22 protein-coding genes are annotated in these 26,009 nt (G+C 66.8%); 12 read left to right on the top strand and 10 right to left on the bottom strand.

Annotated elements, in window-relative coordinates:
- Window positions 1–19 precede the first annotated feature (19 nt).
- From C8J26_RS05875 to C8J26_RS05865, 3 genes are all read right to left on the bottom strand, one after another.
- A complete protein-coding gene (locus C8J26_RS05875) occupies window positions 20–505 on the bottom strand; it encodes a GAF domain-containing protein (protein ID WP_107957155.1) in 486 nt (161 codons plus the stop codon).
- A gap of 206 nt (window positions 506–711) precedes the next feature.
- Window positions 712–1,137: an alternative ribosome rescue aminoacyl-tRNA hydrolase ArfB gene (arfB, locus tag C8J26_RS05870; RefSeq protein ID WP_056420283.1), complete on the bottom strand. Its 426-nt coding sequence runs from the start codon at window positions 1,135–1,137 to the stop codon at window positions 712–714.
- Between the two features lie 21 nt (window positions 1,138–1,158).
- Complete coding sequence (locus C8J26_RS05865; RefSeq protein WP_107957154.1) at window positions 1,159–1,872, bottom strand: RluA family pseudouridine synthase; 714 nt, start codon at window positions 1,870–1,872, stop codon at window positions 1,159–1,161.
- Between the two features lie 48 nt (window positions 1,873–1,920).
- Between C8J26_RS05865 and C8J26_RS05860 the strand changes: the two genes are divergently transcribed.
- Window positions 1,921–2,667, top strand: coding sequence for a M15 family metallopeptidase (locus C8J26_RS05860; protein ID WP_244185185.1), 747 nt, complete (start codon window positions 1,921–1,923; stop codon window positions 2,665–2,667).
- A 200-nt stretch (window positions 2,668–2,867) separates the two neighbouring features.
- Here C8J26_RS05860 and C8J26_RS05855 read toward each other — a convergent pair whose 3' ends face one another.
- Complete coding sequence (locus tag C8J26_RS05855; RefSeq protein WP_056420291.1) at window positions 2,868–3,332, bottom strand: hemerythrin domain-containing protein; 465 nt, start codon at window positions 3,330–3,332, stop codon at window positions 2,868–2,870.
- Window positions 3,333–3,742: 410 nt separating this feature from the next.
- Between C8J26_RS05855 and rpoB the strand changes: the two genes are divergently transcribed.
- The 4 genes from rpoB (at window position 3,743) to C8J26_RS20040 (ending at window position 14,747) form a co-directional block, all read left to right on the top strand.
- Window positions 3,743–7,897, top strand: a complete 4,155-nt coding sequence (gene rpoB / locus C8J26_RS05850; RefSeq protein WP_056420295.1) for a DNA-directed RNA polymerase subunit beta — start codon at window positions 3,743–3,745, stop codon at window positions 7,895–7,897.
- A 169-nt stretch (window positions 7,898–8,066) separates the two neighbouring features.
- Complete coding sequence (rpoC, locus tag C8J26_RS05845) at window positions 8,067–12,353, top strand: DNA-directed RNA polymerase subunit beta' (RefSeq protein ID WP_056420298.1); 4,287 nt, start codon at window positions 8,067–8,069, stop codon at window positions 12,351–12,353.
- 224 nt (window positions 12,354–12,577) lie between these two features.
- Entirely contained in the window at window positions 12,578–13,861 is a 1,284-nt protein-coding gene (locus C8J26_RS05840; protein ID WP_107957151.1) for a glycosyltransferase, read from the top strand.
- A gap of 19 nt (window positions 13,862–13,880) precedes the next feature.
- Window positions 13,881–14,747 (top strand): hypothetical protein, encoded by an 867-nt coding sequence (locus C8J26_RS20040; RefSeq protein WP_146168780.1) that lies wholly within the window; start codon window positions 13,881–13,883, stop codon window positions 14,745–14,747.
- A gap of 20 nt (window positions 14,748–14,767) precedes the next feature.
- On the opposite strand, the gene C8J26_RS05830 is transcribed toward C8J26_RS20040, so the two are convergent.
- Both C8J26_RS05830 and C8J26_RS05825 read right to left on the bottom strand, forming a co-directional pair.
- The gene (locus C8J26_RS05830) at window positions 14,768–15,562 is read right to left on the bottom strand and encodes a metallophosphoesterase family protein (RefSeq protein WP_244185184.1); all 795 of its coding nucleotides are present in this window, start codon (window positions 15,560–15,562) and stop codon (window positions 14,768–14,770) included.
- A complete protein-coding gene (locus C8J26_RS05825; RefSeq protein ID WP_107957564.1) occupies window positions 15,555–16,649 on the bottom strand; it encodes a catalase family protein in 1,095 nt (364 codons plus the stop codon). Before C8J26_RS05825 ends, C8J26_RS05830 begins: the two co-directional genes overlap by 8 nt.
- Before the next feature lie 107 nt (window positions 16,650–16,756).
- Between C8J26_RS05825 and C8J26_RS05820 the strand changes: the two genes are divergently transcribed.
- From C8J26_RS05820 to C8J26_RS05805, 4 genes are all read left to right on the top strand, one after another.
- Window positions 16,757–17,431 (top strand): fumarylacetoacetate hydrolase family protein, encoded by a 675-nt coding sequence (locus C8J26_RS05820; protein ID WP_107957148.1) that lies wholly within the window; start codon window positions 16,757–16,759, stop codon window positions 17,429–17,431.
- 44 nt (window positions 17,432–17,475) lie between these two features.
- Window positions 17,476–19,110 carry an OFA family MFS transporter gene (locus C8J26_RS05815; RefSeq protein WP_107957147.1) on the top strand — a complete coding sequence of 545 codons (1,635 nt, stop codon included), beginning with the start codon at window positions 17,476–17,478 and terminating at the stop codon, window positions 19,108–19,110.
- A 238-nt stretch (window positions 19,111–19,348) separates the two neighbouring features.
- Window positions 19,349–20,482, top strand: coding sequence for a PepSY-associated TM helix domain-containing protein (locus tag C8J26_RS05810; protein ID WP_107957146.1), 1,134 nt, complete (start codon window positions 19,349–19,351; stop codon window positions 20,480–20,482).
- Entirely contained in the window at window positions 20,479–20,709 is a 231-nt protein-coding gene (locus C8J26_RS05805) for a hypothetical protein (RefSeq protein WP_107957145.1), read from the top strand. The genes C8J26_RS05810 and C8J26_RS05805 overlap by 4 nt, the downstream gene beginning before the upstream one ends.
- A gap of 91 nt (window positions 20,710–20,800) precedes the next feature.
- Here C8J26_RS05805 and C8J26_RS20655 read toward each other — a convergent pair whose 3' ends face one another.
- Window positions 20,801–21,451: a hypothetical protein gene (locus tag C8J26_RS20655; RefSeq protein WP_146168779.1), complete on the bottom strand. Its 651-nt coding sequence runs from the start codon at window positions 21,449–21,451 to the stop codon at window positions 20,801–20,803.
- Between the two features lie 111 nt (window positions 21,452–21,562).
- Between C8J26_RS20655 and C8J26_RS05790 the strand changes: the two genes are divergently transcribed.
- Genes C8J26_RS05790 through C8J26_RS05780 form a run of 3 tightly spaced genes read left to right on the top strand, consistent with a single transcriptional unit; the run spans window position 21,563 to window position 24,573 of the window.
- Window positions 21,563–22,228 (top strand): response regulator transcription factor, encoded by a 666-nt coding sequence (locus C8J26_RS05790; RefSeq protein WP_056420590.1) that lies wholly within the window; start codon window positions 21,563–21,565, stop codon window positions 22,226–22,228.
- 37 nt (window positions 22,229–22,265) lie between these two features.
- Entirely contained in the window at window positions 22,266–23,657 is a 1,392-nt protein-coding gene (locus C8J26_RS05785) for a sensor histidine kinase (protein WP_107957142.1), read from the top strand.
- Window positions 23,539–24,573, top strand: coding sequence for an NAD(P)-dependent oxidoreductase (locus C8J26_RS05780; RefSeq protein WP_107957141.1), 1,035 nt, complete (start codon window positions 23,539–23,541; stop codon window positions 24,571–24,573). The genes C8J26_RS05785 and C8J26_RS05780 overlap by 119 nt, the downstream gene beginning before the upstream one ends.
- Window positions 24,574–24,579: 6 nt before the next feature.
- Here C8J26_RS05780 and C8J26_RS05775 read toward each other — a convergent pair whose 3' ends face one another.
- The 3 genes from C8J26_RS05775 to C8J26_RS05765 are packed head-to-tail and all read right to left on the bottom strand — an operon-like array spanning window position 24,580 to window position 26,008.
- On the bottom strand, window positions 24,580–25,074 hold the full coding sequence (locus C8J26_RS05775; protein ID WP_107957140.1) for a DUF427 domain-containing protein: 495 nt from the start codon (window positions 25,072–25,074) through the stop codon (window positions 24,580–24,582).
- Window positions 25,071–25,436: a thiol-disulfide oxidoreductase DCC family protein gene (locus C8J26_RS05770; RefSeq protein ID WP_107957139.1), complete on the bottom strand. Its 366-nt coding sequence runs from the start codon at window positions 25,434–25,436 to the stop codon at window positions 25,071–25,073. Before C8J26_RS05770 ends, C8J26_RS05775 begins: the two co-directional genes overlap by 4 nt.
- Window positions 25,433–26,008: a TspO/MBR family protein gene (locus C8J26_RS05765; protein WP_107957563.1), complete on the bottom strand. Its 576-nt coding sequence runs from the start codon at window positions 26,006–26,008 to the stop codon at window positions 25,433–25,435. The genes C8J26_RS05770 and C8J26_RS05765 overlap by 4 nt, the downstream gene beginning before the upstream one ends.
- Window position 26,009: the final 1 nt, after the last annotated feature.

Genomic DNA, 26,009 nt, shown 5'->3' with positions numbered 1-26,009 from the left:
CGCACAGTCCCGAAACGGGTCACCCCCGCAGGCGTTCGCCGAGCAACGCCGCGAGCGCCTCGCACCCCGCTGCGTCCTCGGCATCGAACCGCGCGGGCTCGGGGCTGTCGAGGTCGAGCACCGCGATCAGCACGCCGTCCTTCGTCACCGGCACCACCAGTTCGGAGCGGCTCGCGGCGTCGCAGGCGATATGCCCGGGAAAGGCGTGCACGTCCTCGACCAGCTGCGTCGTCAGCGTCTCGGCGGCAGCGCCGCAGACGCCCTTGCCGACCGGGATGCGGATGCAGGCGACCTTGCCCTGGAACGGCCCGAGCACGAGTTCGCCTTTGACCATCCGGTAGAAGCCCGCCCAGTTCAGGTCGGGCAGATATTCCCACACCAGCGCGGCGGCGTTGGCCATGTTGGCGATCGGATCACGCTCGTCCGCAGTGAGCGCATCGAGCGCGGCGAGCAGGTCGCGGTAGAGATCGGCCTTGCTGCCGGCGGCGATATCGAACTGGTACATGTCTTCTTCCTTGGTCGGCGGCGTTATGGAGCGAGGAGGCTCGCACGTCCGTCAGTCCGTCACCCCAGCGAACGCTGGGGTCTCCATGTTGGCGCGCATTGCCCGTTCCTCAAGGATACCCCAGCTTTCGCTGGGGTGACGGGTTTTGGGGCGGAGCTCCGCGGCAATGTTTTGTCGCTTTGATCGTCGCTCTGTCGCGCCGGCGCTCAATCGTCGCGGACCTTGCCCCGCCCGGCCTTCACGCCGCTGCGCACCTTCTTGGTATCGACGCGGCGTGCCTTCGCCGCCTTGGACGGCTTGGTCGCGCGACGCGCCTTGGGGACGATCGTGGCGTCCTTGATCAGCGCGACGAGCCGCTCGCGAACCTCCTGCCGGTTGAGCAGTTGCGACCGCGATCCCTCGCTCCGCAGCACCAGCACGCCGTCGCGCGTCAGCCGCGATCCGGCGAGCACCGCGATCCGGTTCTTCACCGCCAGCGGCAATCCCGGCGACAGGCCGACATCGAACCGCAGGATCACCGCGCTATCGGTCGTGTTGACGTGCTGCCCACCGGGACCGCCCGACCGGGTCGTGCTCTCGATCAGTTCGCTGTCATCGATCGAGATGGACCGGGTTATCGGGATCGCGACCATCCGCGTCTTCCCTCGGGCCGCTCAATCGTCGGTGGGTGCAGGCGTCACGACGTCGGTCGCAACTGCAGCGGGCGCAGGCGCGGCCTCGTCGGCGAACCCGGCCTTGGCGAAGCGCTCCGGCAGCGGCGCTTCGGCGAGCACGTCGGGCTTGCCCGCGCGCGGCACGATCAGCCGCTGCGCATGCAGCATCATGCCGAGGCCATCCGCCTTGCCGTACACGCCGTCGCCGACCACCGGCGCGCCGAGCCCGCTGGCCGCGTGGACGCGGATCTGGTGCGTGCGGCCGGTCTCGGGCAGGAACTCGACCAGCGAGCGCCCGTCCTTGATCTCGAGCACGCGCCACTTGGTGCGCGACTTCTTGCCGTTGGGATCCTCGACCATCCGCCAGCCGGTCTCGGCGGTGCTGACCTTGCCCAGCGCCATCTCGATCAGGCCGGACGTGCCCTCGACCACGCCGTCGAGCAGCGCGACGTAGCGCTTCGACACGAGGCCCTGCTCGAACGCCTGCTGCAACCGGGCATGCGCCTTGGGATTGCGCGACAGGAGCAGACAGCCGCTCGTGTCGCGGTCGAGCCGGTGGACGGCCTTGGGCCAGCGCTGAAACCCGAACTTCAGGCTTTCGAGATGATTTTCGAGGCTCAACGAGCCATCGCGGGGCGGATCGACCGGCAGCCCTGCGGGCTTGTCGATCACCAGGGCCTCGCCGTCGAGGAAGAGTACGCGTTCACCATGCATGGCGCCGCCCTTGCCATCATTAGCGCCTGCGTGCCAGAGCCCGCGTCGATGTTGCACCGCACACTGGCCCTCGCGCTCCTCTTCGCCCCGACCATCGCGGACGCGCAACTGTGCGAGGGGCAGAGCGCGGCGATCGCCCCCGACGGCCGCGCCTTCGGGCATCTGCCTTACGGCGACGCGCCCGAGACCGAGCTCGTCACGCTGCCCTCCGAATATTCGGTGGGCAATCCGTGCGTGGTACGTGCCGATATCTTGCCCGACCTGCTGCGGCTGTTCGCCGCGGCCCAGAGCGATCCGGCGGTGATGGGCCAGCTCCGCGCGCTGTCGTGCCAGCGCTCGATCGCCCGCCAGCGCAGCGTCTTCTGTCGCGGCGAGTCGAGCAGCGCGGCCGACCGGGCGATCTCGGTCGCGCCCCCGGGCTATAGCGAGCACTCGACCGGCTATGCGCTCGACTTCGCGGTGCGTCCGGCCAACGGGTGTCCGGACGCGGAGGCGTGCATGGCCGCCACCCCCGCCGCGCGCTGGCTCCGCGCCAATGCGCCGCGGTTCGGGTTCGAGCAGAGCTTTCCCGGCGGCAACAAGCAGAATGTGAAATGGGAGCCGTGGCACTGGCGCTGGGTTGGCGCGAGCGAAAGCGCGCTCGGCGCTGCCAAGGCGCGTTTCGTGTTCGCGCGCGCGCGGCGGCAATATCCCGCGGATCCTGGTATCGTGCCGATCGTCGTGAGGGTGACGACGCAGCCGCCCGTGCCGGTGGCTCCGGTGGTCGCTGTGCCGTCGAAGAAGAAGCGGCGGTAGCTAGGAGCGGAGTTGCGCTGGCAATCTACACAGACGCCATCCCGGCGAAGGCCGGGGCCCAATTGGGGGACGCCGATAGTTGAGCGCAACGCTTCGTTACCGCCACCTCACCAATTGGACCCCGGCCTTCGCCGGGGTGGCAGGGTTTAGCGGTACTACTTGTACACGACGATAGCGTAGGTCGCCGTCGCCCCCTCGGCTCAGTGCAACACCGCACCACCGGCACGGACCACGCCGTCACGCAGCGCGTGGTCGTAGAGGATTTCGGTTTCGAGCATCACCTGGCTCGACAGGCGATCGAGCATCGACTCCGCCTCGACGCCGAACGCCTCCCACTCACTTGGCGCGATCACCGGCAGCCAACGACTGATAAACACCTTCCAGTCGGACCGGAGGATATCGAGGTCCTCCTCCATCATCGCGATCGTGTCGGCCGAAAACCGCGGCTCCATCGCGATGACGGTGCGGTCGATCACCTCGTCCTCGACGTCGAGATGCCTGGCCACGGTGATCGCGAGCTCGATCAGCTTGCGCGACGCCGGCCCGCTCTGCTCACGCGGCCCCTGCGCCAGGTCAGCGATCTCGACGCACTGCGCGGCAATATGCCGGTGATCGTCGATCAGCCGCGCCCAGTTCGCGCGATCCTCGTCCGAGGCTGGTTGCACTCCAACGCTTTGGCTTACCACTTTGTCGTTCATCCTGCCGTATTCCCCATGCGTATACGATCGAGGTCCTACCGTGGATGCGCCTAGCTGCGCGGGGGACGCACAATCTATAGTATTTTCGTCGGTAACGACGGTCCGAAAGGACCCGGCCTGCGATCGGGCGACACGGTGACCCCTTCCCCCTTTGACATGACGCCGTGCCACGCCTATATCCGCAGCTCACCACAGCATCCGGGAAATGACATGCCGTCGCGCAGCGTGTCGATCGTATTGGATACCGAGGTTTCATACGCTGAGAGCCGCCGCACCTGATGCGAGCGGCCTTTTTGCGTGAACGTGCGTCCCGCTTGGGGGTTCCCAAGCACGAATTTACGGCTGACCCGTCAGTTTTTTGAGGGCAAATTAAACCTATGGCATCCAAGGCGATCGAACACGGCACTGCAAAGCGCCGTATCCGCAAGGTTTTCGGCAACATCCACGAAGTCGTGCAGATGCCGAACCTGATCGAAGTCCAGCGCGAGAGCTACGAACAGTTCCTGCGTTCCGACAAGTCGATCGGCCACGTCTCGGGTCTCGAGAAGACGCTGCGCAGCGTGTTCCCGATCCAGGATTTCGCCGGCACCGCCTATCTCGATTTCGACGATTACGTCCTTGAGCCGCCGAAGTTCGACGTCGAGGAATGCCGCCAGCGCGGGATCACCTATGCCGCGCCGATGCGCGTCACGCTGCGCCTGACCGCATTCGAGGTCGATCCCGATACCGAGGCCAAGTCGGTCATCGATATCAAGGAGCAGGACGTGTACATGGGCGACATGCCGCTCATGACCGAGAACGGCACGTTCTTCATCAACGGCACCGAGCGCGTCATCGTCAGCCAGATGCACCGTTCGCCGGGCGTCCTGTTCGATCACGATCGCGGCAAGACGCACGCATCGGGCAAGTATCTGTTCGCCGCCCGCGTCATTCCGTACCGCGGCTCGTGGCTCGATTTCGAGTTCGACGCGAAGGACATCGTCAACGTCCGCATCGATCGCAAGCGCAAGCTCCCCGTGACGGCGCTGCTCTACGCGCTCGGCATGACGTCGGAAGAGATCCTCAACTATTTCTACAACCGCGTGACGTTCGTCCGCGGCCAGGGTGGCTGGATCGTTCCGTTTCAGGTCGAGAACTGGCGTGGCCAGAAGCCGATGTTCGACATCGTCGATGCGAAGACCGGCGAAGTCGTGTTCCCGAACGGCCAGAAGATCTCCCCGCGCGCTGCGAACAAGGCGTTCAAGGACGGCCTCACCGACCTGCTGATCCCGACCGAGGAAATCTTCGGCCGCTATTCGGCGTACGACCTGATCGACGAGTCGACCGGCCGCATCTACATCGAAGCCGGTGACGAAGTGACCGCCGAGAACCTCGAACTGCTCGACCAGGCAGGGATCGAGCGTCTCGACCTGCTCGACATCGATCACGTCGCGACCGGCCCGTGGATCCGCAACACGCTCAAGGTCGACAAGGCCGAAGAGCGCGAGCAGGCCCTCAGCGACATCTACCGCGTGATGCGCCCCGGCGAGCCGCCGACGCTGGAGACGGCCGAGGCGCTGTTCTCGGGTCTGTTCTTCGATCCGGATCGCTACGACCTGTCGGCCGTGGGCCGCGTGAAGCTGAACATGCGCCTCGACCTCGACGTCGAGGACACGGTCACGACGCTGCGCACCGAGGACATTCTCGAGGTCATCAAGACGCTCGTGAACCTCAAGGACGGCAAGGGCGAAATCGACGATATCGACAACCTCGGTAACCGTCGTGTCCGTTCGGTCGGCGAGCTGCTCGAGAACCAGTATCGCGTCGGCCTGCTCCGCATGGAGCGCGCCGTGAAGGAGCGCATGTCGTCGGTCGACGTCTCCACCGTCATGCCGAACGACCTGATCAACGCGAAGCCTGCGGTTGCCGCGGTCCGCGAATTCTTCGGCTCGTCGCAGCTGTCGCAGTTCATGGATCAGACCAACCCGCTGTCGGAAGTCACCCACAAGCGTCGCGTGTCGGCACTTGGACCAGGTGGTCTGACGCGCGAGCGCGCAGGCTTCGAAGTCCGCGACGTTCACCCGACGCATTATGGCCGCATCTGCCCGATCGAGACGCCGGAAGGCCCGAACATCGGTCTGATCAACTCGCTGGCATCGTTCTCGCGCGTCAACAAGTATGGCTTCATCGAGACGCCGTACCGCAAGGTCGTCGACCACAAGGTGACCGACGACGTCGTGTACCTGTCGGCAATGGAAGAGGCCAAGCACACGATCGCGCAGGCCAACGCCGAGCTGACGTCGGATGGCGGCTTCACCGAGGAGCTCGTGTCGTCGCGTCAGGCAGGCGAATTCCTGATGGCGCTGCCCGACAACATCACGCTGATGGACGTCAGCCCCAAGCAGCTCGTCTCGGTCGCCGCATCGCTCATTCCGTTCCTGGAAAACGATGACGCCAACCGCGCGCTGATGGGCTCGAACATGCAGCGTCAGGCCGTGCCGCTCGTCCAGGCCGAGGCGCCGTTCGTCGGCACCGGCATGGAAGAGACGGTCGCGCGTGACTCGGGCGCCGCGATCTCGGCAAAGCGTGCGGGCATCGTCGACCAGGTCGACGCGGCGCGTATCGTGATCCGCGCGACCGGCGAGATCGATGCCGGCAAGTCGGGCGTCGACATCTACACGCTGATGAAGTTCCAGCGCTCGAACCAGTCGACCTGCATCAACCAGCGTCCGCTGGTGAAGGTAGGCGATGTGGTCCGTGCGGGCGACGTGCTCGCCGACGGTCCGTCGACCGAGTTCGGCGAACTGGCGCTGGGTCGTAACAGCCTCGTCGCGTTCATGCCGTGGAACGGCTACAACTACGAGGATTCGATCCTCATCAGCGAGCGGATCGTGAAGGACGACGTGTTCACGTCGATCCATATCGACGAGTTCGAAGTGATGGCCCGCGACACGAAGCTCGGGCCGGAGGACATCACGCGCGACATCCCGAACGTCGGCGAGGAAGCGCTCCGCAACCTCGACGAGGCGGGCATCGTCTACATCGGTGCAGAGGTCGAGCCGGGCGATATTCTCGCGGGCAAGATCACGCCGAAGGGTGAATCGCCGATGACGCCGGAGGAGAAGCTTCTCCGTGCGATCTTCGGTGAGAAGGCCAGCGACGTGCGCGATACGTCGCTTCGCCTGCCGCCGGGCGTGTCGGGTACGGTCGTCGACGTTCGCGTCTTCAACCGTCACGGCATCGACAAGGACGAGCGCGCGATGGCGATCGAGCGCGAGGAGATCGAGCGCCTGAAGAAGGATTCGGACGACGAGCGTTCGATCCTGAACCGTGCGACCTGGTCGCGTCTCCGCGAGATGCTGCTCGACCAGACGGCCACCTCGGCGCCCAAGGGCGTCAAGAAGGGCGTCGTGATCGACATGGATCTGCTCGACAGCGTCGACCGCCACGAGTGGTGGAAGTTCGCGGTCGCCGACGACAAGATCCAGAGCGATCTGGAAGCGGTCAAGATCCAATATGACGATGCCGCCAAGCTGATCACGGACAAGTTCCACGATCGTCGCGAGAAGCTGGAGCGTGGGGACGAGCTGTCGCCGGGCGTGCTGAAGATGGTCAAGGTGTTCGTCGCGGTGAAGCGCAAGCTGCAGCCGGGCGACAAGATGGCCGGCCGTCACGGGAACAAGGGCGTCATCAGCCGCATCCTGCCGGCGGAGGACATGCCGTTCCTCGCCGACGGTACGCCGGTCGATATCGTGCTCAACCCGCTGGGCGTGCCGTCGCGCATGAACGTTGGGCAGATCTTCGAGACGCATCTGGGCTGGGCCGCACGCGGCCTGGGTCAGTCGATCACCGCGGCGCTCGAGACGTGGCGCGAGGAGAATCCCGAGGCCAAGGCCGGCGCGATGCCGGAAGCGGTCCGCGATCGCCTCAAGACCGTTTATGGCGAGCAGTATCACGCCGAAATCGATGCCCGTTCGGGTGACGAGATCGTCGAGCTGGCCAAGAACCTGAAGGGCGGCGTGCCTATGGCGACGCCGGTGTTCGATGGTGCGCGCGAGGCGGATGTGTCGGCGATGCTGGAACTGGCGGGTCTCGATCCGTCGGGCCAGTCGGACCTGTTCGACGGACGGACCGGCGACAAGTTCGATCGCAAGGTGACGGTTGGGTATATCTACATGCTCAAGCTCCACCATCTGGTCGACGACAAGATCCACGCACGCTCGATCGGGCCGTACTCGTTGGTCACGCAGCAGCCGCTGGGTGGTAAGGCGCAGTTCGGTGGCCAGCGCTTCGGCGAGATGGAGGTCTGGGCACTCCAGGCCTACGGCGCGGCGTATACCTTGCAGGAAATGCTGACGGTGAAGTCGGATGACGTCGTCGGCCGCACCAAGGTCTACGAGGCGATCGTCAAGGGCGACGACACGTTCGAGGCCGGCATCCCGGAGAGCTTCAACGTGCTCGTCAAGGAAATGCGCTCGCTCGGCCTGAATGTGGATCTGAAGCAGTCAGAGCCCGGCTTCGACAGCGACGGCATCCAGATCGCGGCGGAGTAACTCCTGTGCCCTCCCCTCCCGCTCGCGGGAGGGGGCCGAGGGGTGGGCTCCCGGCCGGCAGCGAAACACGACGCCGATGCCGGGCGCCCACCCCCTCCCAGCCTGAAGAGGCTGGGCCCCTCCCCCTCCCGCAAGCGGTAGGGGGGAAGATTTTTCCTAAGGACAGCTCATGAACGAGATGACCCCCTTCGCCAATCCGGTCGCCAAGACCGAGACGTTCGACCAGATCCAGATCGGCATCGCGTCCCCGGACAAGATCCGCTCGTGGTCGTTCGGCGAGATCAAGAAGCCCGAGACCATCAACTATCGCACGTTCAAGCCCGAGCGTGACGGCCTGTTCTGCGCGCGCATCTTCGGTCCGATCAAGGATTACGAGTGCCTGTGCGGCAAGTACAAGCGCATGAAGTACAAGGGCATCGTCTGCGAGAAGTGCGGCGTCGAGGTTACCGTCTCGAAGGTCCGCCGCGAGCGGATGGGCCATATCGAGCTCGCCGCGCCCGTCGCGCACATCTGGTTCCTGAAGTCGCTGCCGTCGCGCATCGGCCTGCTGCTCGACATGCAGTTGAAGCAGCTCGAGCGCGTGCTGTACTTCGAGGCGTATATCGTCATCGAGCCGGGCCTGACCCCGCTCGAGAAGTACCAGCTGATGACCGAGGACGAGCTCCTCGACGCGCAGGACCAGTATGGCGAGGACGCGTTCTCGGCCGGTATCGGTGCCGAAGCGGTCCGCATCATGCTCGAATCGCTCGATCTCGAGGGTGAGCGCACCACGCTGCTCGAAGAGCTCGCGGTCACCAAGTCCGAGCTCAAGCCCAAGAAGATCATCAAGCGCCTGAAGGTCGTCGAGAGCTTCATCGATTCGGGCAACCGCCCCGAGTGGATGATCCTCGAGGTCGTGCCGGTCATCCCGCCCGAGCTGCGCCCGCTGGTGCCGCTGGACGGTGGTCGCTTCGCGACGTCGGATCTCAACGATCTGTATCGCCGCGTGATCAACCGCAACAACCGCCTCAAGCGCCTGATGGAGCTTCGCGCGCCGGACATCATCGTCCGCAACGAGAAGCGCATGCTCCAGGAGGCCGTCGACGCATTGTTCGATAACGGTCGCCGCGGTCGCACGATCACGGGCGCCAACAAGCGTCCGCTCAAGTCGCTGTCCGACATGCTCAAGGGCAAGCAGGGCCGCTTCCGCCAGAACCTTCTCGGCAAGCGCGTCGATTACTCGGGTCGTTCGGTCATCGTGACCGGGCCTGAGCTCAAGCTGCACCAGTGCGGCCTGCCGAAGAAGATGGCGCTCGAGCTGTTCAAGCCGTTCATCTACGCGCGTCTCGATGCAAAGGGTCTGTCGATGACCCTGAAGCAGGCGAAGAAGTGGGTCGAGAAGGAGCGCAAGGAAGTCTGGGATATCCTGGACGAGGTGATCCGCGAGCATCCGGTCATGCTGAACCGTGCGCCGACGCTTCACCGTCTCGGCATCCAGGCGTTCGAGCCGGTACTGATCGAGGGCAAGGCGATCCAGCTTCACCCGCTGGTCTGCTCCGCGTTCAACGCCGATTTCGACGGCGATCAGATGGCCGTGCACGTCCCGCTGAGCCTCGAGGCCCAGCTCGAGGCGCGCGTCCTGATGATGTCGACGAACAACATCCTGTCGCCTGCAAACGGCAAGCCGATCATCGTTCCGTCGCAGGACATGGTCCTCGGTCTCTATTATCTGTCGATGATGAAGGAGAACGAGCCGGGTCAGGGCATGATGATTTCCGACATGTCGGAAGTCCATCAGGCACTGAACGCGCAGTCGGTCACGCTGCACACCAAGATCATCAGCCGCGTTCCGCAGACCGATGAGAAGGGCAAGCAGTACCTCAAGCGCTACGAGACGACGCCGGGCCGCATGCTGCTGGGCGAGTGCCTGCCGCACAGCCACAAGGTGCCGTTCGACACCGTCAACCGCCTGCTCACCAAGAAGGACGTGGGCGACGTGATCGACGAGGTCTATCGTCACACCGGCCAGAAGGAGACCGTGCTGTTCGCCGATGCGATCATGACGCTCGGCTTCCGCCACGCCTTCCGCGCCGGCATCTCGTTCGGCAAGGACGACATGATCATTCCGGACGCGAAGGTTGGTCTGGTCGACGACACCAAGGCGCTCGTGAAGGACTTCGAGCAGCAGTATCAGGACGGTCTGATCACGCAGCAGGAGAAGTACAACAAGGTGATCGACGCCTGGAGCCGTTGCGGCGATCAGGTCGCGAACGCCATGATGGACGAGATCCGTGCGGTGAAGGTCGATACGGAGACCGGCCGTGAAAAGCCGATCAACTCGATCTACATGATGGCCCATTCGGGTGCTCGTGGTTCGCAGGCACAGATCAAGCAGCTTGCCGGCATGCGCGGCCTGATGGCCAAGCCGTCGGGCGAGATCATCGAGACGCCGATCATCTCGAACTTCAAGGAAGGCCTGACCGTCCTTGAGTACTTCAACTCGACCCACGGCGCTCGCAAGGGCCTCGCGGATACGGCATTGAAGACGGCGAACTCGGGGTACCTCACGCGTCGCCTGGTCGACGTGTCGCAGGATTGTGTCATCATCGAACCCGATTGCGGCACCACGCGCGCACTCGAGATGAAGGCGATCCTTCAGGGTGGTTCGACGATCGCAAGCCTCGGCGAGCGCATCCTCGGTCGTACGACCGCGGAAGACATCGTCGATCCGAAGACCGGTAAGGTCATCATCCCGTCGGGCACGCTGCTCGACGAGCCGATGATCACGACGATCGAAGGCCTCGGCACGCAGTCGTGCAAGATCCGCAGCCCGCTGGTCTGCGAGTCGAAGATCGGCGTCTGCGGCAAGTGCTACGGGCGCGATCTCGCCCGCGGTACGCCGGTGAACATCGGTGAAGCTGTCGGCGTCATCGCCGCGCAGTCGATCGGTGAGCCGGGCACGCAGCTGACCATGCGTACGTTCCACATCGGTGGTGCAGCGCAGCTCAACGAGACGTCGAACCTCGAGGCGCATGCCGACGGTACGGTGCAGTTCCGCGATCTGCGTATCATCGTCGACCAGCGTGGCCGTCGCGTGGTGCTCAGCCGCTCGGGCGAAATCGCGATCGTCGACATGGACGGCCGCGAGCTCTCGGTCGATCGTATCCCGTACGGCGCCTATGTGCTGTTCGACGATGGCCACATCGTGTCGCGCGGCGACCGGATGGCCGAGTGGGATCCGTTCACCATGCCGGTGATCACGGAGAACCCGGGCACGATCAAGTATGTCGACCTGATCGAGGGCAAGACGCTCACCGAACAGACCGACGAAGCCACGGGCATCGCCCAGCGCGTCGTGATCGAATATCGTGCGGCGACCAAGTCGAAGGAGGATCTGCGTCCGCGCATGACCCTGCTCGACGAGACGTCGGGCGAGACCGGCCGCTACATGCTGGCGATCGGTGCGACCTTGTCGGTCGAGGATGGCGCACAGGTGTTCGGCGGCGACGTCGTGGCCCGCGTCAGCCGCGAGAGCGCCAAGACGCGCGACATCACCGGTGGTCTGCCGCGCGTTGCCGAGCTGTTCGAGGCACGCATCCCCAAGGACTCGGCGATCATCGCCAAGATCTCGGGCCGCGTCGTGTTCGGCAAGGATTACAAGGCGAAGCGCAAGATCGGCATCCAGCCCGAGGATGGCGGCGATGTCGTCGAGTATCTGGTGCCGAAGTCGAAGGTCATCGACGTGCAGGAAGGCGATTACGTCAAGCGCGGCGACAACCTGATCGGCGGCTCGCCCGATCCGCACGACATCCTCGAGACGATGGGTATCGAGCCCCTTGCCGAGTATCTCGTGTCGGAAATCCAGGAGGTCTATCGACTCCAGGGCGTGAAGATCAACGACAAGCACATCGAGACGATCGTTCGTCAGATGCTGCAGAAGGTCGAGATCACCGACGGCGGCGATACAACGTTGCTGAAGGGCGAGCAGGTCGATCGCGAGGAAATGGACGCGACCAACGAGAAGCTGGAGAAGAAGCAGGCCCGCGCACAGGGCAAGCCGATTCTGCTCGGTATCACCAAGGCGAGCTTGCAGACCCGCAGCTTCATCTCGGCGGCATCGTTCCAGGAGACCACGCGCGTCCTCACCGAAGCGGCTGTCCAGGGTAAGCAGGACATGCTGATGGGCCTGAAGGAAAACGTCATCGTCGGCCGGCTCATCCCGGCAGGCACCGGCGCAGGCCTCAACCGTCTGCGGGTCGTGGCGAACAGCCGCGATGCGTCGATGCGCGTCGCGCAGCGCAAGATGGCCGAGGCCTCGATCGTCGCACCGATGTCGGCGGCGGACGAGCATGCCGCCGAACTCGCGCGCTCGCCGCGTGACGAGGGTGGCGTGGGTGAAGACCCGCTCGCCAAGGTCGTGACGTCGGGCACCGGCACCGATGCCGATGCCGGCGAGTATCTGAACGAAGCCGAGTAATCGGTTTCGTCGGACGCCTCGGCGCCAACTAAGGAAATGGCCGCCGTCCGGGACACCGGGCGGCGGCCTTTTTTGTTTGGGCAGCCGTCCAGGGCCTGGCGGCAGCGGTCCGATCCGCGCGCGCCCGTCGCTGACATTTTCCCGCAATGAATATGTCGTACCAGCCGGCTCTCGGCGGCTGATGACGGCCCCTGTTCCAGCGGCCGAAAAGGACCCCAGCGCCGATGCGGAAGATCGTCCTCGCCACGATCGGCTCGCTTGGTGACCTGCATCCCTTCATCGCCATCGGTCTCGCGCTGCAGGCCCGCGGGTTCGCGGTCGTGCTGGCGGTGCCGGCGGATCACGTCGCGAAGGTCGAAGCGGCGGGGTTGACCGGTGTGGCGATCGTCGGCGGGTTCGATACGCTGGCAAAGGCGCTTGGCCTGCCGCCCGAACAGGCGGCGCGGCGGATCATGGCGGATCAGACCTATCTGATGGACCGGATCCTGATGCCGTGGCTCGCCGATAGTACGACCGCGCTGGACGCGGCGATGGACGGCGCGGTCGCGCTGGTCGCATCGCTGTTCGTGTTCGCCGCGCCGATCGTCGCGGAACTACGCGGCGTACCGCTCGTCAACGTGCTGCTGCAGCCGATGGCGACCTTCTCCGCTTACGCCCCGCCCAGCACCCCCGATTTCCGGATGATGGCCCCCGCCCCGGCCGGCCCGGCCGGCAGAGCGTGGAACAGGGCGGTATACCGCGTCATGCGCGGCGTTCTGCGGCACCGCCACGCACGCCCCGTGAACGCGGTTCGCGCAGCGCACGGGTTGCCGCCGTCCGCGCAGGCGCTGTTGCTGGAGACGCCCGCTGCCACCGCGCTGACGCTCTGCTGCTATTCGCCGCTTATCGCGCCGTCACAGCCCGATCTTCCCGCCACGATGCGCATCACCGGCTTTGCCGTGTTCGACAGCGATACCGGCGCGCCCGAGAGGCTCGATCCGGCGCTGGATGCGTTCCTCGCCGCGGGACCGGCGCCGCGGGTGTTCACGCTGGGATCGTTCGCCACGTTTGCGCCGGGCGATTTCTACGCGACGGCGGCAGCGGCAGCCCAGGCGCTCGGCCTGCGAGCGGTCCTGCTCACCGGCAACGACGCGCAGGCGGTTTCGACCGAGATGGTTCACGTCTGCCGCTATGCGCCGCACTCGCTGCTGTTTCCACGCGTGTGCGCGATCATCCATCATGGCGGCGCCGGCTCGACCGGCCAGGCGCTGCGTGCGGGAAAACCCCAACTCGTCGTGCCGCATATGGGCGACCAGCACGACAATGCGCGTCGGATCCAGAGGATGGGTGTCGGCCGGACGCTGTCGTCGCGCCAGTTCACGACGACGCGCGCGCGGGCCGCGATCGCTGCGATCCTGAGCCCGTCCCTGGAATCGAAGGCTGCGCAGATCGGCGCGCGGGTTTCGCGAGAGAACGGCGCCGGCGCCGCCGCAGACGAGATCGCGGCGCTGCTGATCGCGCACGACTGACCCGACAGGCGCGTTGCAGGTGAATAGCGCAAAAAAGATCGTCGATGCCGGACGTTGCCGTTGGACCGTTGCCGGTCTAGGCGAACTGCCGATGCGGTCGGCGTACCATCCTTCGTCGAACGAGACGCCCGGCGCGGCACGCCGGCGCAGCACCGCGTTCATCCTGACCGTCATCGCGCACGTCCTGATCCTTCTGTTAGTGTTACGGCTAGGCCCGTCGTTACCAACCTCGCCTAACGGGCAACGCAATCCGACGACATTCCAGATGCTTCCGGACCGCGGAGCACCCTCGCCGGAGCAAAGTTCGCCAGCCGCGGCCGAGGCAAAACCGGCAAGTCGCGGTCAAAGGGAAAAGCCGCCTACACCGCCGCGCGTTTCACCACCGATCAAAAGCGTGCCTGCCTCTCCTCCGGGCAAATTGACGCTAGGGATCGACCTGCTCGGGGGTGATGAACTGTTCAAGGCGGCCGATGTCGCAAAGCTGGCCCGGCATCCTGAAGACCGTCTCGCTAAGGTGGAAGACGAAAAGCCTCTCAAGCCTAAGACGAAAAGCGCAGCGGTGTACGGCCCAGGCTCAGGACCGGACGGTGGGCCCATCTACGAGATGGTCGCCTGGTACCGTGAACCTACGGATGCGGAAATGGATGGCTATCTGTCCCATCAGCCCGCGGGGAGCTGGGGGATCATCGCCTGCAAGACGGCGCCCGACTATCGCGTCGAAAACTGCCGGACGGTCAGCGAATCGCCGGTCGGATCGGGCATCGCACGCGCGATGCGACAAGCCGCATGGCAGTTTCGCATCCTACCCCCAAAGGAAGACGGCAAACCGTTGATCGGGGTCTGGATGCAGGTCAGAATGACGTATACGAGGAACGGCCTGCGGTAGGGGGCGTCGACCGGCCCCGCTCAGCTTGGCGACGTGATCGAATGCTTGGCCTCCGGCGACAACGTCCGCGCGAGTGTCACGAAGCGCCCGCTTTCGAGTCGGATCTCGTTGAACGCAGGCGGACTGCCGCGAGTCCGCTTCGACAGCGTGCCCGCGCCGATCATCCGGATCGTCCGCCCCTCGCGCTCGACCGGCACGTCGAACGGATCATGGACGTGCCCCGACAGCACCGCGTGCGCACCCGCCTCCGCCAGCGCGGTCAGCGCTTCGTCGCCGTGGCGAGTCTTGGCGGTGCCGGTGGTCCCGCCCTCGATCAGCGGATGATGCGCGCCGATGAAGATCAGATTGCCCTTGGGCACGTCGGCGATCATCGCCAGCGCGCGCTTTAGCGAGCCCGAGCTCACGCGCCCCTTCGACCAGTTCCACCGCCACTGCGCGCGCGCGGTCGTCTTCAGCGGCACGACCGTCACGCCGGGAAGTTCGAGCGGCCGCTCAATCATCTGCTCGACCGCTGCATAGCGCTGATAGGGCGCGAAGAACCGCCGGAACGGATCCCAGTAATAGGGAATGTCGTGGTTGCCGACTTCCAGCGTCACCGGCACGCCCAGCGAGCGCAACCAGTCGCCGCCCCGCTGGAATTCGTCCTTGGTGGCGCGCATCGTCAGGTCGCCGGTCATGATGACCGCGTCGGGCTTCTCGTCCGCGACTCGTTCGGAGAACCATGCGATCGCCGCGGGATCCTCTGCACCGAAATGCACGTCGCTGACGTGGAACAGCTTCAGCGATGCACCGCCCTTGGCTGAGACCTCACGCAAGGTCGGAGAGCTTCGCTGGCTGATGCACCGGGCATCCGTTGAATCGCCCGCGAAACTCGGACGACAGCTCATAGGTTTCCTTGCGCACGCGATTGATCCCGCCGAGCGGCTGGTGCGCGGTGATCCCGTTCCATACGCTGTAGACGAGTGCGTCGTCGGTGCGCTCGCTGCTGCCCTGTTCCCAGGACGCCTGCGCCGGGATCTCCAGCTTCGCGATCGTCGTGAACGGGCTGATCGCCTCGTCCCACACCACCGACGCGTCCTCGATCGGCATGGCCTCGAGATCGGTGTTGATCTGCACGCGCAGCTCCCACGTCCCGCCATGCTCGGCCAGCGCGTCGCGGACGACCTCGCGCAGCGCGTCCGGGCGCGTGGTGATATCGACGAGGGTGCCGGTCAGCGCGACCAACTCGGGCGAGACGGGGACCAGCGCGAATTTAGCAATCGAATCGCCGTAGCGAAACGCGGTCTGCGAATAATAGGTCTCGCCGAGCGGGTGCACGGGCTTCGCGCCACCCAGCGTCTGCAACGTCGCGGACTGCGTACCGACTGCTTCCAGCGCGGATTCGACGACGCGGAACGTTGCCGACATCGCCTTCTTCACGCCCTCGAACCGATCCGTCGTCTTGGTCAGCAGCTTGAGGTTCTTGCCGAACGCCTTGGGGTCGCTCGCGGAAAAGGCCGGCGCATTGACCATGATGAAGTCCTGCGTCGTGTCGCCTTCCGACCCGGGCAGCCGATCCCCCGCAACGTCGAGGATCTTGAGCGCCAGCCCCCGCGGCAGGCTGACGCTGTCGTCGAGGATGTCACCCGCGTTGGTCGAGATCCGGATCACCGCGTCGTGACGACCGGGCTTTGCGAAGGCTCCCTGCGCGAGGAGCGGCGGCAGGCCCTCGGATATCGTGATAGACCCGCGCGCGATGCCGTGCGCCTTGGCATGGACCGCGCGGACGGCATGGCCATAATCCTGCGACGTCGTCTCCAATATCTCCTGGAACGACGCCTTGAGGCCCTGCAACGTCTCCGCTTCGTCGGGAGCGATCGTCTCGACCGACGGGTCGAAACGGACGGGTTGGGTGCTGGGCATCGCGATCTCCACTACGTAGACAGGCCCAACCCATCGTGCCGGAGGACGTTCCGCGTGCGTTGCAAACCATGCCCGGACACGTGATGTAGGCCGCCAAAGGAGCCACCATGCACATTCCCACGATCACCGCGCCGAGCGTCGCCATCGCCGGTACGACCGACCGCTTTCCCGTCCGCCGGATCTTCTGCGTCGGCCAGAACTATGCCGATCACGCGCGCGAGATGGGCTCCGATCCCGACCGGCAGGAGCCGTTCTTCTTCTCCAAGCCCGCCGACGCCGTCGTCGCAAACGGCAGCACGCTCCCCTTCCCGCCGCAGACGCAGGACCTCCATCACGAAGTCGAGCTGGTGATCGCGCTGGGCGCAGGCGGCAAGGATATCGCAGTGGCCGATGCCGCAGCGACGATCTTCGGCGCCGCGGTCGGCATCGACCTGACGCGGCGCGATCTGCAGGCGGCAGCCAAGGCGATCGGCCGGCCATGGGACATGGCGAAGGGCTTCGATCGCTCCGCCCCGATCGGCGCCATCACGCCGGGCATGCCCGCAGCGAGCGGCGGCATCGCGCTCACGGTCGACGGCCAGACTCGCCAGTCGGGCGACCTGTCGATGATGATCTGGAGCGTGCCGGAGATCATCGCGACGCTGTCGACCTTCGTCGAACTGGCGCCGGGCGACCTGATCTTCACCGGCACCCCAGCGGGAGTCGGCCCGATCCGCCCGGGGCAAAGCGTCAGCGCAACGATCGACGGTTTTGAAACGCTGCGGGTGACATTCACCGCCTGATCGTCCACGCTCCCGAAAGATAACCAAATATAATCGGGGGTTGGATGACGGATACGATCGATACGGGCATCGGTAACGCAAGCGGACACGGCTTTCTCAGCCGCGCGCGCACCGTTGCCGCCCCCGGTTTCAACCGGTGGCTGGTGCCGCCCTGCGCGCTCGCGATCCATCTGTGCATCGGCATGGCGTACGGGTTCAGCGTCTTCTGGCTGCCGCTGTCGCGTGCGATCGGGATCACCGACCCCGTCGCCTGCCCCAACCTCTCGCTGCTCGGCGCGCTGACCACGACGAGCTGCGACTGGCGGGTGAGCGATCTCGTCTGGACGTACACGCTGTTCTTCGTCGTGCTCGGCGGCGCCGCGGCGATCTGGGGCGGCTGGCTCGAACGCGCGGGGGCGCGCAAGGCCGGCGTCGTCGCCGCCTTCTGCTGGTGTGGCGGCATGGGGATCGCCGCGATCGGCGTGGCGATGCACCAGTTGTGGCTGATCTGGATCGGATCGGGCGTGATTGGCGGGATCGGGCTTGGGCTCGGCTATATCTCGCCCGTCTCGACGCTGATCAAATGGTTTCCCGACCGGCGCGGCATGGCGACCGGCATGGCGATCATGGGCTTTGGCGGCGGCGCGATGATCGGCGGACCGCTCGCCGATCTGCTGATGAAGCATTTCGCCAGCGCGACCGGCGTCGGCGTGTGGCAGACGTTCCTGGTGCTGGCGGCTGTGTATTTCGTGTTCATGATGGCCGGCGCGATCGGCTACCGCGTCCCGGCCGAGGGCTGGGCACCGGCAGGCTGGACCGCACCCACCAGTGCCAAGGCATCGATCAGCCGTTTCAACGTCGCGCTGTCCGACGCACACCGCACCCCGCAATTCTGGCTGGTGTGGCTGGTGCTGTTCTTCAACGTCTCCGCCTCGATCGGGATCATCGGCATCGCATCGCCGATGTTGCAGGAGCTGTTCGGCGGTCGCCTGATCGACGCGCCGGGCGTGCTGTTCACCGCGTTCGACGACGACCAGAAAAAGGCGGCGGCGGCGGTCGGCGCGGGCTTTGTCGGCGCGATCAGCCTGTTCAACATCGGCGGCCGGTTCTTCTGGGCGTGGTTGTCCGACCGGATCGGCCGCAAGCCGTTGTTCGCGACCATCCTTGTCGCGGGCGCGCTGCTCTACGGGCTTGCCGCACCGGCGCTTGCTGGCACAACGCTCGGGCTGTTCATCCTCGTCTTCTGCATCCTTGCATCGATGTACGGTGGCGGGTTCGCGACGGCGCCGGCCTATCTCGCCGATCTGTTCGGGACGAAATATGTCGGCGCGATCCATGGCCGGTTGCTGACCGCCTGGTCGACCGCAGGCGTGGTCGGGCCGCTGCTCGTCGCGAACATGCGCGACCGGGCGATCGCCGCGGGCGTGCCGCGCGGCGATATCTACCCGCCGATCTTCTGGGTGCTGGCGGCGATGCTGGTCGCCGGGTTCGTCGCGAACCTGTTCGTCCGGCCGGTCGCCGCGAAGTTCCACATGCCCGCGGACGATGCGCCGCGGGCGGTCGAGACGGTTGCCGGCGGCACCGTCGCGGCGGAGACCGGCACCTCGCCGATCGTGATCTTCGCATGGCTGGCGGTCGGGCTGCCGATCCTCTGGGGGATCTACATGACGCTATCGAAGGCGCTGATCCTGCTCAAGTAAAAGCACTTACTGCATTCCTCCTCCGCAAGGGGGAGGTGTCGGAGGGGGCGGACACGGAACGGCAGTTGCCCTTGCCTCCCCCTCCGTCTGGCTGACGCCAGCCACCTCCCCCTGGCGGGGGGGGATCGGTTCAAGGCTTGATCAGCGACGTCGCTATTGCACATCGTTATCAATTCTGTACTTGTGTGCCGGTGAGCATCCGGCCGCCTTTTTCGTTCGACGACGCCGCGGCGCGCGCATGACTCGCGGCACGATCAAGACCTGGTACCTCGTCCACAAATGGACGAGCCTGATCTGCACTGCGTTCCTGCTGATGCTGTGCGTCACCGGGCTGCCGCTGATCTTCCAGGACGAGATCGATGGCTGGCTCAACCCGCCCGCGCCGATGGCGACTCTGCCCGCGGGCACGCCGTCGCTCTCGCTCGACGCGATCCTGAAGCGGGCCGCCGCGCCCGCGCCGGGCGATATGCCGCTCTATATCAGCTTCGACGACGACCGGCCGATCGTCTATGTGACGACCGGCGCGACCGCCGATGTCGCCCCGGCGGCGATGCACTTCCTCGCCTTCGATGCGCGCACCGGTGCGACGATGCCGCCCTATGTGCCCGGCGTGATGGCGTTCATCCTCGAGCTCCATACCGACATGCTGCTCGGCTTCTGGGCGGAAATCTTCCTGGGCGTGATGGGCCTGCTGTTCTTCGTGGCGATCGTCTCGGGCGTCGTTCTCTACGCGCCGTTCATGGCCAAGCTCGACTTCGGCACGCTGCGGCGCGGTCGCAGTAAGCGGCTCGGCTGGCTCGATCGCCACAATCTGCTCGGCATCGTCACGCTCGCCTGGGCGAGCGTCGTCGGCGTGACGGGGACGATCAACACCTTCGTCGTGCCGATCACGAACATCTGGAAGGCGAACGGACTCGCCGCGATCGCCGCGAGCGAGACGCGCACGCCGCTCGGCCCCAATCGCGCCTCGGTGCAGGCGGCGCTCGATGCGGTGCAGCGCAAGGCGCCCGACATGGAACCGCAGTTCATCGCCTTCCCCGGCGTCGTGTTCAGCAGCAAGCATCATTATGCGGTGTTCATGAAGGGCACGACGCCGATGACGTCGAAGCTGTTGCTGCCGGGGTTCGTCGATGCCGCGACCGGGCGGCTCGATTCGGTGACGCCGATGCCGTGGTACATGCAGGCGATGCTGCTCGCGCAGCCGCTGCACTTCGGCGATTATGGCGGGCTGGTGATGAAGATCGTCTGGGCGGTGTTCGACGTACTGACGATCGTGGTGCTGGGCAGCGGCCTGTATCTGTGGCTGCGCCGCAAAGGTGGCCCGAGCGAGCAACGGGTCCGCGAAGTCGTGATGGCGGGAGAAACAGCATGAGCCACAAGACCAACCGCCAGATCTTCGCAGTGCCGATCCTGCTGGGCGTGTCGACCGTCGCGGGTCTCGGCGCTGGGCTGGTGGGCGACGGAGTCTGGGATGTCGGCGCGGGCCTTTTGCTTGCATTGCCGCTGGTGGTAACCGCCCGGTGCTGGGTCCTGCCCCCCGCCACGCAACCGCGCCGCGCCGAATCGCCGAGGGCCGCGCAAGTCGCGCGCCGAGCCTGAACGTGCAACGACGACAGAGCGGAGTCCTTGCGGCCCCCGCGCTGTCGACAGTGAACGAGTGATGGAGCCGGCATGACCGGCTCCATCTATATCAGGTCGCTGGCGTCGCCTGCGGTGCCGGCGCGGTCGCCGGTGCCGGGGCGGCAGGCGCACCCGCCGGGACACCGACCGGCGCACGCGCCGCACCCGGAGTCATTGGCGGCGGCGGGGGTGCCATGCCGGCCGGGGGCGGAGGCGCACCCGGACCGCCGGGGCCGCCCGGGCCACCAGGACCGGCCGGGCCGTCACGACCGGGGCCACCCGGACCGCCAGGACCATGCGGCGGGCCGCCGACCGGACCGAGCGCGGTCACCTTGCCACCGGGACCGACCAGGAACGAGGCGTGGACGAAGCCATCCTCGAACCGGCCCTGGATCGTCACCGGCTGGCCGGCGGTGACCAGAGCGCCATTGTCGCCCTCGCGGCCGAGGTCGACCAGCGCGCGGCCGGTCTGGTCCGCCATCACGAACTTGTTGCCATAGATCTCGGCGACGGTGCCGCGGATCGTGACGATGCCGTCCGACTGGAGCGACCGGATCGCGACCGGCGTTGCGGGCGCCATCGTCACGCTGGGGCGTGTGGCGGCGACGGTAACGGCACCGGCGGCACCACCGACGGCGAGCAGGCCGGCCGCGGCGAGCGCCAGGCGGTTGCGGCGGAAGTTGAAGCCCTTTTTCGGGGCGATGTGGGAATGTTCGGTCACGTGCGTCTTTCCTCTCATTGGTTGACGAATCACCGTTTAGGCGCACGCTGCCGACGCCCGCTGAACCAAGCCGTTCAGATTCCGTTGGGGTCTCGGACATAGGGGATGCGCATGCGGGTATTATTGGTCGAAGACGATGCGGCGATCGCCGACGGGCTCGCGCGGGCCCTGCGCGCGGAGCATTTCGCGGTCGACGTCGCGAGCAATGGCGAGGATGGCGGCCATCTCGGCGCCACCGAACTCTACGACGCGGCGGTGCTCGATCTCGGGCTCCCCAAGCGCGACGGGCTGTCCGTCCTGCGCGACTGGCGCGCCGCGGGGCGCGATTTACCGGTGTTGATCCTGACGGCGCGCGACGGCTGGTCGGAGAAGGTCGAGGGGTTCAAGGCCGGCGCGGACGACTATGTGGTGAAACCCTTCCGCGTCGAGGAGGTCGTGATGCGACTTCGCGCGCTCGTCCGCCGCGCGGCCGGCCACGCCGCGGCGCGGGTCACCTGCGGACCACTGGCATTCGACGCGCAGCTCGGCACGTTCGAGCTCGACGGCCTGCCGCTGAAGCTCACTGCGTTTGAGTGGCGCGTGCTATCGGCGCTGATGCTCCGCCGCGAAGTCGTGATCGAGCGCGCCGACCTGATCGAGCGGGTCTACGAAGGCGATGCCGATGTCGATTCGAACTCGATCGAGGTCATCATCGGCCGGTTGCGCCGCAAGATCGGCGCGCAGATGATCGAGACGGTGCGCGGCCGCGGCTACCGCCTGACGGCGGACGGATCGTGATCGCGCCGGCCTTTTTCATCCTCCCGGGAGCGCGGCGATGACGAAACGCCTACGCCTCATCCCGCGATCGTTGTTCGGCCGGATGCTCGCGATCGCCGCGCTGTCGACCGGCGTGGCACTCGTGTTCGCCGGGATCACGATCGGCAACGTGCTCGAACGGTTCGTCATGCGCGGGCTCGACGAGCGCCTCGACGCGCAGGTCGCGGTGCTCGCCCGCGCGGTCCGTCCCGACGCGACGCTCGACCGGACCCGCGCGGTCGACCTGCCCGACTTCGGCGTGCCCGGATCGGACTGGTCGTGGCATGTCGACGGCCCCGCCGGTCGGGTCGATAGCGGTACGACGCCGCCGCTTCCCGCCCCGAGACCTGCCGCACCACCGCCGGCGCCCAAGCCCGGTGCCGATCGCCCCCCGCCCCCGCCCGGCCCCGGAGGCCCCGAGGACCGCCAGCTTCACGCCGGCGACACGCGCGCAAGCAGCGGCGAGCGGCTCCATTCGCGGACGATGGAGGTTCCCACGCCACGCGGTGCGGTGACGATCACCGCGATCGGCCCGCGCCGGATCGTCGAGGAACCGCTGCGCGAGGCGATGATCCCACTGCTCGGGTCGCTCGCGCTGCTTGGTGCCGGGCTCGCGCTCGCGACGCTCCTCCAGCTGCGCTTTGGGCTGCGTCCCTTGCGCGATCTGCGCACCGCGCTCGCCGCCGTGCGCGCCGGCACGCAGCGCCATGTCCCCGACGAGCAACCGGGCGAGCTGCAACCGCTCGTCACCGAACTGAACGCGCTGATCAACCAGAACGCCGCCGGGCTCGCGCACGCGCGCCAGCACGTCGCCAACCTCGCGCATGGCCTGAAGACCCCCCTCGCCGCGCTGTCGCTGCGGCTCGCCGAGGCGGGCGCGGGCGACGACGTCCGCGACATGGTCGATCAGATCGACCGTCGCGTGCGCCATCATCTCGGCCGCGCGCGCGCCGACGCCACCGGTGGCGCGCGGAGCCGGACGCCGATCGCCCCTGCCATCGACGATCTCGTCGCGGTGTTGCGTCGCATCCATGCGGACCGCCCGATCGCGGTCGACATCGCTATCCCCGCCGGGCTCGCGGTCGCAATCGACGCGCAGGATCTCGACGAGATGATCGGCAACCTGCTCGACAACGCCTGGCGCCATGCGCGCGCGGCGCTGGCGATCAGCGCCGCGGCGGCAGACGGCGTCGTGACGCTGGACGTCGCGGACGATGGCGAAGGGATCGACGACGCGGCGATCGCGCAGGCGATGCTGCCCGGCCGACGCCTCGACGAACGCGGCGATGGCCATGGCTTCGGGCTGTCGATCACGCGCGAACTCGCCGAACTCAGCGGCGGCACGCTCGTCCTGGGGCGCTCGACGACCGGCGGACTGCTCGCACGCCTCAGCCTCCCGCTGCGCGCATGACGCAGCGATCCGTCGCGGCGTGCGTTGGCCCCAGGACAGGCATTCGGAAGGAAGTAGCATGAAGGTCGGATTCATCGGGCTCGGCCAGATGGGCAGCGCCATGGCCGCCAATCTGGTCAAGGCGGGCCACGCGGTCACCGTCTGGAACCGCTCGCCCGGCAAGGACGATGCGCTGGTTGCGGCCGGCGCGGTCCTCGCGGACACCCCCGCCGCCGCCGCGCAGGGCGATGTCGTGATGACGATGCTCGCGGACGATCGCGCGCTCGAAGCGGTGGTCTTCGGTGAGGACGGGATCCTCGATTGCCCGGCGCTGCACGTGTCGCACAGCACGATCGGCGTCGCGCTCGCCGACCGGCTCGCGGGCGAGCGGCAGCGTTATGTCGCCGCACCGGTGTTCGGCCGCCCGCCCGCGGCGGAGGCGGGCAAGCTGTTCGTCGTCGCGGCCGGCGCGGACGACCTGATCGACCTGTGCGAACCGGTGTTCGAGGCGATCGCCCAGCGCGTCTTCCGCGTCGGCACCACGCCATCGGCGGCCAATCTGGTCAAGCTGAGCGGCAATTTCATGATCATGGCCGCGGTCGAGGCGATGGCGGAGGCGATGACGCTGGCGGAAAAGGGTGGCGTCGACCGAGCGACCTTGCTCGAGGTGCTGACCGGCACGCTGTTCTCCGCGCCGGTCTACAAGACCTATGGCGACATGCTGGTGGCCGACAAGTTCAAGCCTGCGGGCTTCGCCGCGCCGCTGGGGTTGAAGGACATGAACCTCGTCGACGCCGCGGCGGGCGCGTCACGCACGCCGATGCCGCTGCTCGGGATCGTTCGCGATCATCTGCGTACGGCGATCGCGCTGGAGGGCGAGGATGTCGACTGGGCGGGTGCAGGCCTCGCCGTCCGCCGGGCGGCTGGCCTGGACTGACGCCCCCTACCAATAGCGACTGCCGGGCACGCCCTTGAACGGCCCGGCAAGATCGCTGGTGATCCACCCCCCGTAGAATCCGCCCGGCTGCGGGACAACCCGCTCGTTGTCGACGAAGCATGCATCGAACGGCGCTGCATAGAAGGCGAGATGGTCACGCAGAGCGGCAAACGCGCGTTTCGGCGCGGGATAGCTCCAGGCGATGCCGCGCAGCGTCTCGCCGTCGATCAGCAGGTCGTAATAGACCGCATCGCCCTTCCATTCGCAGAACGAGGTCTGGGTCGAGCGGCGGAACAGCGTCATCGCGATGGCGTCCGGCGGGATGTAATAGCTGGGCGGATGGCTGGTCTCGAGCGTCTTCACGCTCGCGCGCGTGTCGGCGATGACCTGGCCGCGATGCTCGATCCGCACATGCTGCGCGCTCGTCATCGCGATCGCCGGCCGCGGAAAGTCCCACACGCTTGTCTGTCCCGGCAGCACGGGATCGCGGCGGACCGTCATCGCGCGTTCGCTTCGCGCCGACGTAGCGCGCGTTGCAGCTTGGGCCGGACGCGCAGGAAACCGACATAGACTCGCTCTAGCACGCGCAGCACGGTCGGCTGCCGCGCCGCGAGGCCCAGCGGACGCAGGATCGGAATGGCCCGCCACATCGCCGCGAACGCCGCGGCCCCCGACAGCATCTGCCCGTCCTCGCGCGCGTGGAACCGCGCCAGCAACGCCCCGCGATCGATCGGGCAGGACGCGTCGCCATCGGTCGCGTCGACGAAGTCAATCGCACCGCGCCGGTCGAGACGGCGCATCAGCGCGATCTCGCGACGGCATAACGGGCAGTCGCCGTCATGCCAGACGGTAAGCCGGCTCATCGTCGCGACTCGTTGCGCCGGCTGATCCCGGCCGCGAGCACGGTGGCGAAGGCCAGCCAGCCGACGAACGGTACGCCCAACCCTGCCGCGGGCCGATCGACCTTCGCGGCGGTCGCGACATAGGCCGCCCCGGTGACGACCATCGCGCCCGCGGCGACCGCGCTCGTCTCCAGCGCGCGCTTGCGAAAGAACAATTCGGTCCAGCCGCCGACCATCGCCGTGTTGAGCAGCCACAGCCCGACCGCCGCGTTGCGACTCGGGCCGGCGGGCGCGCGCATCAGTCGATAGCCACCGACTGCCAGCCCGGTTTCGAGCACCGGCCAGACCGCGCCGAACACGCGGTCGGGGGGCGTGAAGTCTGGCTTGTCGAGCCGCTTATACCAGCGCCGCGTCTTGGGATGCGACGGATCGGGCGCGTTGCGCCGCCCGAGCACCGCGCTCGTACCCAGCACACCGGCAACGATCAACGCTGCGACCGGCCGCGACAAACCTTCGCGCACGGGCCCCTCGCGCAAGCGGTCGGTTTCGGGGGCGCCCGGCAGGGACGCGCGGGTCAATGGGGAGGTCGGCATG

The organism is Sphingomonas aurantiaca (genome assembly GCF_003050705.1).
Classification (GTDB): domain Bacteria; phylum Pseudomonadota; class Alphaproteobacteria; order Sphingomonadales; family Sphingomonadaceae; genus Sphingomonas; species Sphingomonas aurantiaca.
The sequence above is the reverse complement of the archived record's forward strand: the minus strand, read 5'-3'. Positions and strand labels throughout refer to the sequence as shown.